5 protein-coding genes and 1 pseudogene are annotated in these 6,600 nt (G+C 64.9%); 3 read left to right on the forward strand and 3 right to left on the reverse strand.

What is annotated here, in order from left to right:
• Together WCB02_RS03865 and recN are read left to right on the forward strand one after the other, a co-directional pair.
• Positions 1 to 435, forward strand: a 435-nt coding sequence (locus WCB02_RS03865; protein WP_423956517.1) for an outer membrane protein assembly factor BamD, incomplete at its 5' end; no start/stop codon positions are given.
• A gap of 13 nt (positions 436 to 448) precedes the next feature.
• Positions 449 to 2,122, forward strand: coding sequence for a DNA repair protein RecN (recN, locus tag WCB02_RS03870; RefSeq protein ID WP_423956518.1), 1,674 nt, complete (start codon positions 449 to 451; stop codon positions 2,120 to 2,122).
• A gap of 160 nt (positions 2,123 to 2,282) precedes the next feature.
• Here the strand turns inward: recN and WCB02_RS03875 are convergent.
• A pseudogene (locus WCB02_RS03875) lies at positions 2,283 to 2,526 on the reverse strand (GIY-YIG nuclease family protein).
• Between the two features lie 123 nt (positions 2,527 to 2,649).
• Between WCB02_RS03875 and ligA the strand changes: the two are divergent.
• On the forward strand, positions 2,650 to 4,800 hold the full coding sequence (gene ligA, locus WCB02_RS03880) for an NAD-dependent DNA ligase LigA (RefSeq protein WP_423956519.1): 2,151 nt from the start codon (positions 2,650 to 2,652) through the stop codon (positions 4,798 to 4,800).
• Between the two features lie 93 nt (positions 4,801 to 4,893).
• On the opposite strand, the gene WCB02_RS03885 is transcribed toward ligA, so the two are convergent.
• Both WCB02_RS03885 and WCB02_RS03890 read right to left on the reverse strand, forming a co-directional pair.
• A complete protein-coding gene (locus WCB02_RS03885) occupies positions 4,894 to 6,174 on the reverse strand; it encodes a multidrug effflux MFS transporter (protein ID WP_423956520.1) in 1,281 nt (426 codons plus the stop codon).
• A 277-nt stretch (positions 6,175 to 6,451) separates the two neighbouring features.
• Positions 6,452 to 6,600 (reverse strand): M24 family metallopeptidase C-terminal domain-containing protein (locus tag WCB02_RS03890; protein ID WP_423956521.1); only part of this gene is annotated, 149 nt, incomplete at its 5' end.

The raw sequence follows: 6,600 nt of genomic DNA on the forward strand, positions 1-6,600 counted from the left end.
CAGGGCCGGACCGAGAAGGCGATCGCCGCGCTGGAAGAGGTGATTCGCAAATATCCGACCTCGGAATACGCGGTCAGTGCCAAGGCGAAGCTGGAGGCCGCGCGCGATCAGTTGGCCGGCAAGGAGATGGAAGTCGGCCGCTACGAGCTGGCCCAAAAAAACTACGTCGGCGCCATCAATCGCTTCAAGCGAGTGGTAACTCAATACCAGACCACGCGCCATGTCGAGGAAGCGCTGGCGCGGCTGACCGAAGCTTACATGGCGATGGGCATCGTCGGCGAGGCGCAGACCGCGGCCGCCGTGCTTGGGCATAATTTTCCCGACAGCAAATGGTACCAAGACGCCTATAATCTTGTAAAATCCGGCGGTCTCGAACCGAGCGAGAATCAGGGGTCCTATATTTCCAAGGCCTTCAAGAAACTGGGTCTCGGCTAGGAAATTTTTTTCCATGCTGGCGCGTCTGTCGATCCGTGACATCGTCCTGATCGAACGGCTCGATATCGAGTTCTCCCGTGGCCTTGCGGTCTTGACCGGCGAAACCGGCGCGGGCAAGTCGATTCTGCTCGACGCTTTCGCACTGGCGTTGGGCGGCCGCGGCGATGCCGGGCTGGTCCGGCATGGCGCGGAGCAGGGGCAGGTCACCGCGGTGTTCGACGTGCCGAAAGCCCATCCGGCGACTGCGATCCTGGCCGACAATGGCCTCGATGACGATGGCGAGATGATCCTGCGCCGCGTCCAGCTGGCCGACGGCCGGACCCGAGCCTTCATCAACGATCAGTCGGTCAGCGTGCAGACGCTGAAGGCGGTCGGCAGCGCGCTGGTCGAGATTCACGGCCAGCACGACGAACGGGCGCTGGTCGATGCGGCGACCCACCGGCGGCTGCTCGATGCCTTCGCGGGGCTGGAGAAAGATGTTGCGGCGCTGGGACAGCTCTGGGAGACGCGCCGCAGGGCCTATGGCGGGCTCGAGGAGCACCGCGTCGGCATGGAGCGCGCCGCGCGTGAGGCCGACTACCTCCGCCATGCCTCCGATGAATTGAAGGCGCTGGCGCCCAAGGATGGCGAGGAGACGGCGCTCGCCGAACGCCGCGCCGTGATGATGCAGGGCGAGAAGATTGCCGCCGAACTGCGCGAGGCGCAGGAGGCGGTCAGCGGGGATCATTCGCCGGTGGCGGCCCTGTCGGCGGTGGTGCGGCGACTGGAACGAAGGGCTGCGAACTCGCCGGCGCTGGTCGAGCCGGCGGTGAAGGCGATCGACAGTGCGATCAACGCGCTGGAGGAGGCCCACCAGCATCTCACCGCCGCGCTGATCGCGGCTGATTTCGACCCGGCCGAGCTCGAACGGATCGAGGAGCGGCTGTTCGCGCTCCGTGCGGCCTCGCGCAAATATTCGACCCCGGTCGACGCCCTGGCGGCGCTGGCCGCCAAATATGCCGCCGACGTGGCGCTGATCGATGCCGGCGCCGAGCGGCTAAAGAGGCTGGAGGCCGAGGCCGCGGACGCCGACCGGCTTTATACGGCGGCGGCGACGAAACTGTCGACGGCGCGGATCAAATCCGCCGACAAGCTCAACAAGGCCGTCAATGGCGAGCTTGCGCCGTTGAAGCTCGATCGGGCGACATTTTCCACCGAGATCGAAAGCGATCCGCAGTCGCCGGGCCCGCAAGGCTTCGACCGGGTCGAGTTCTGGGTGCAGACCAATCCAGGCACCAAGCCGGGACCGCTGATGAAGGTCGCCTCCGGCGGCGAATTGTCGCGCTTCCTGCTGGCGCTCAAGGTGGTGCTGTCCGATCGCGGCTCGGCGCCGACCCTGGTGTTCGACGAGATCGATACCGGGGTTGGCGGCGCGGTCGCGGACGCGATCGGCGCGCGGCTGGCCCGGCTGGCCGGCAAGGTCCAGGTGATGGCAGTGACGCACGCGCCGCAGGTCGCCGCCCGCGCCGACCAGCATCTCCTGATTTCCAAGGATGCGCTGGACAAGGGCAAGCGGGTCGCCACGCGCGTCAATGCGCTGGCCGCCGACCACCGCCGCGAGGAAATCGCTCGCATGCTGGCGGGGGCGGAGATTACCGCGGAAGCGAGGGCCGCCGCGGACCGGCTGCTGAAGGCGGCGACGGCGTAGGGTCGCCGTTCTGGTTACGACGCCATTCCGTTTAGGATGTCATTCCGGAGCGCGCGCAGCGCGAACCCGGAATCTCGAGATTCCGGGTTCGGTCCTTCGGCCCCCCGGAATGACGGTTTCAGTTACAGATGGACTCGTATAGATCGTCCCACTGCGGATTTTACGCTTCGATCAAATCTATCTTCCAAGTCCGCCTCCATTTCCTTAGCTCTTTTTCGCGGGAGATCGCGGACGTCGGATCGTCATACACTTCGAACCAGACAAGTCGCGTGATATTGTATTTTGAGGTAAATCCTGGAACGGCCTTGGTCCGGTGCTGGTAAGCTCGGCGCACGATGTCGTTGGTTACCAACATAGATTGCGCCATCCTTCCTGCTGGCCGAAATGTAGACGTTGTAGCTCATGAATTTCACCACCCAACACCACATCGTCATTCCGGGACGCGCGCGGCGCGAACCCGGAATCTCGAGATTCCGGGTTCGATGCTTTGCACCGCCCCGGAATGGCTGCTGATAGTTTGTACTCTGATGGCCAAAGCAGCAAAATCCAAAACCCTCCCCGACGTTGCCGACCTCACCAAGGCGCAGGCCAGGGTGGAGTTGAAGCGGCTGGCGCTGGAGATCGAGGGACACGACAAACGCTATTATCAGGACGACGCGCCGACCATCACGGACGCCGCCTACGATGCGCTGCGGCAGCGCTTCAACGCAATCGAGTCCAGGTTTCCGGAGTTCGTCAGCGGAGAATCGCCGTCGCAGAAGGTCGGCGCGGCGCCGTCGGGGCGATTCAGGAAGCTCCGCCACGCGGTGCCTATGCTGTCGCTCGACAATGCCTTTGCCGAGCAGGACGTGCTCGACTTCGTCGGCCGCATCCGCCGCTTCCTCAAGCTCGGCGACGACGAGCCGATCGAGTTCTCGGCCGAGCCGAAGATCGACGGCCTGTCGATGTCGCTGCGCTATGAGGGCGGCGAGCTTGTCACCGCCGCGACCCGTGGCGACGGCGCCGAGGGCGAGGACGTCACCGCCAATATCCGCACGCTAAAGGACGTGCCGCAGAAGCTGAAGGGCCGCAACGTGCCGGAGATCTGCGAAGTGCGCGGCGAGGTCTACATGACCAAAAAGGCGTTTCTCGCGCTGAATGAGCGGCAGAAGGCCGAGGGCGGCACCATCTTCGCCAACCCGCGCAATTCCGCGGCTGGTTCGTTGCGCCAGAAGGATGCCTCCATCACCGCCTCGCGCCCGCTCGGCTTCTTCGCCTATGCCTGGGGCGAGATGAGCGCGATGCCGGAAGCCAGGCAGTCCGGCATGATCGCCTGGTTCGAGCGCTGCGGCTTCAAGACCAATCCGCTGACAAAACTCTGTCACTCGGTTGAGGAGCTGGTCGCGTTTCACCACAAGATCGAGGAGCAGCGCGCCGAGCTCGATTACGACATCGACGGTGTCGTCTACAAGGTCGATCGCCTCGACTGGCAGGAGCGGCTCGGCTTCGTGTCACGCACACCGCGCTGGGCGATCGCGCACAAGTTTCCGGCCGAGCGCGCCATGACCGTGCTCAGGGATATCGAGATCCAGGTCGGCCGCACCGGCTCGTTCACGCCGGTCGGCAAGCTCGAGCCTGTCAGCGTGGGCGGCGTTATCGTGCAGAACGTCACGCTGCACAACGAGGACTACATCAAGGGGATCGGCGGCGACGGCGAGCGGCTCCGCGAGGGCCGCGACATCCGGATCGGCGACACCGTCGTGATCCAGCGCGCCGGCGACGTGATTCCGCAGGTGGTCGATGTCGTGATCGACAAGCGGCCGAAGCATGCGAAGGAATTTCATTTTCCGAAGACATGCCCCTGCCCGCTGCACACCGACGTGGTGCGCGAGGAGACCTCGACCGGAGAGGAGGGCGCACGCGCCCGCTGCACCGGCGAGTTTGCCTGCCCCCACCAGAAGATCGAGCATTTGAGACTGTTTTGTTCGCGTCGTGCTTTCGATATCGACGGGCTCGGCGAAAAGCAGATCGCGTTCTTCTTCGAGGAGGGCTGGGTCAAGGAGCCCGCCGACATCTTCACGCTGCAGGCCCGCAACGCCAAGATCAGGCTCGAAGAGATCGAGGGTTATGGCGAGACCTCGGTCCGCAACCTGTTCCAGGCGATCGAGGCGCGGCGCCGCATCGCGCTGGAGCGTTTCATCTATGCACTCGGCATGCGCCACGTTGGCGAGACCACGGCGCTGGCGCTGGCGCGCGGCTACGGCTCCTGGCAGGCGTTTCACGACGCCTGCCTCAAGGTCGCTCATGACGATGAGGACGCGATCGCCGAGATGGATGCGCTGGACCAGATCGGCGAGACCGTGATCCTCGCCATCAAGGCCTATTTCGGTGAAAACCACAATCGCGGCATCGTCGAGCGATTGACCAAGGAAGTCACCATCCTCGATGCCGAGAAGCCGAAGAGCAATTCGGCAGTGGCCGGCAAGACCGTGGTGTTCACGGGATCGCTGGAAAGGATGACGCGCGACGAGGCCAAGGCGAAGGCCGAGCGTCTGGGCGCCAAGGTCTCGGGCTCGGTGTCGAAGAAGACGGACTACGTGGTGGCGGGTCCCGGCGCCGGCTCGAAGCTCGCGGAAGCCAAGAAGCACGAAGTGGCGGTGCTGACCGAGGAGGAGTGGCTGAAGCTGGTTGGGGAGTAGCTCTCGCTCTCGCCACGTCCAAAGTCGTCATCGCCTGCGAACGCGGGTGATCACAGTCTTGATCGGTGCGACGGCTCGGGCCGCACGCGCACCTTACAACATCCCCGACTCTTCCTCTTCCGCCTGCTCGATCAGCTGCTCGGTGACCACGACGTCTCGGCGCGGGACCAGGAAGATCATGGTTGAGGCGCAGGCCAGCGACAGCACGAAGATCGCCGCCGTGATCGGCAAGGTCGTCGCGAAGTGGCCGCCGAGAAACGCGCCGGACTGCGACACCAGTGAGCCCAGTCCCATCTGCAGGAATCCCATCGCGCCCGACGCGGTGCCGGCGGCGTCGGGACGGACGCTAATGGCGCCTGCCGCCGAGTTCGACATCACGAAGGCGTTGCCGAACATCACGATCATCTGAGTGCCGAACAGCCAGGCCGGCGCCTGGTTGATGCCGCCGATGCTCCAGACCAGGTTCGACAGGCTGCCGGTGAGTTGCAGCGCGAGGCCGAGCCAGATCAGCCGCTCCAGCGAGTGATGTGGCGCGTAGCGCACGCAGAACACGTTGCCGATCAGATAGGCGAACGCGGTGGTCGCGAACCAGGCGCCGTACTCGGCGCCGGAGCGGCCCATCTGCGTCACCACGATGTAGGGGCCGCCGCCGGCGAAGGCGAAGATGATCTGCGACGCCAGCACCTGGCACAGCATGAAGCCGACGAAGGCACGGCTGGTGAGGAGGCTGCCGACGTCGCCGCGAAATCCGCCGCCCTCGGCACGATTGCGCCGTGTCTCCGGCAGCGCGAGCGCGATGGCAATCGTGGTTGCGAGCGCGGCCGCCGTGATCGCATAGAAGATCGCGCGCCAGCCGAACGCGGTCTCCAGCAGGCCGCCGGTCAGGGGGCTCAGCATCTGCGCGATCATCATGACCGCGATCACCAGGCTGATCATGGCGCCAACGCGCTCGCGCGGATAGAGATCGCGGATGATGGCGCGGCTGATCACCATGCCGCTGGCGCCGCCCAGCGCCTGCAGGAACCGCGCCGCGATCAGGAGCGGCAAGTTATTGGCGAAGATGCAGGCGACGCTGGCTGCCACCATCAGCAACAGCCCGGCAAGCAGCACCGGGCGGCGGCCGAAGCGGTCCGACAGCGGTCCCATGACGATCTGCGAACAGGCGATGCCGACCATGTAGAGCGATACCGTCATCTGCGCGATCGAGATATCGCGCCCGAACGTGCTCGCCAGCACCGGCAGCGCTGGCACCAGCAGATAGAGCGAGATCGGGGCAACGCCGGTCATTGCCACCAGCAGCATCAGCATGACTTTCGAGGTCGCAAGACCATCGTCGGCCGCGGTGCGCGGCGGTTTGCCCAAAACTCCATGCATGCGTGACGGCTCGGTTCCGATTCTATGCGGTGAATCGGACTGTAGCGTCGTTGCCTGCCGCGAATACGGTTGTTTCGGCATGCTGCTATGCTGATTTTGGGCGCGTTATGATAACGCTGCCGCGTTGGGCGGTTGATCCGGACAACAGCTCGTCGTCGCCGCGAAGGCCGGGAACCAGTAGTCCAGAGACGGTCGTGTTAACGGATAGGGCTGCGGCGTACTGCATCGCCCACTCTCGCGGGCGATGACGTTCCGTGTTCGCGGGGCGAAACGAGCGCTACTTCAGCGCCGCCGTCGCCGCATCGAGCCACGCCTGCTCCGCCTCGTCGAGCTTTGGGCGCACCTCGTTGCGCACGCGGGCGTGGTAGGCGTCGAGCCAATCACGTTCCGCCGCGCTCAGCATCGTCACCTCGATCAGCCGCCGGT

It is taken from the genome of Bradyrhizobium sp., assembly GCF_049581145.1.
Classification (GTDB): Bacteria; Pseudomonadota; Alphaproteobacteria; order Rhizobiales; family Xanthobacteraceae; genus Bradyrhizobium.

What these genes read in the sequence shown, in the direction of transcription:
- WCB02_RS03885 (WP_423956520.1), bottom strand. Translation starts at nt 6,174, where the DNA reads ATGCATGGAGTTTTGGGCAAACCGCCGCGCACCGCGGCCGACGATGGT.
- recN (WP_423956518.1), top strand. Translation starts at nt 449, where the DNA reads ATGCTGGCGCGTCTGTCGATCCGTGACATCGTCCTGATCGAACGGCTC.
- ligA (WP_423956519.1), top strand. Translation starts at nt 2,650, where the DNA reads ATGGCCAAAGCAGCAAAATCCAAAACCCTCCCCGACGTTGCCGACCTC.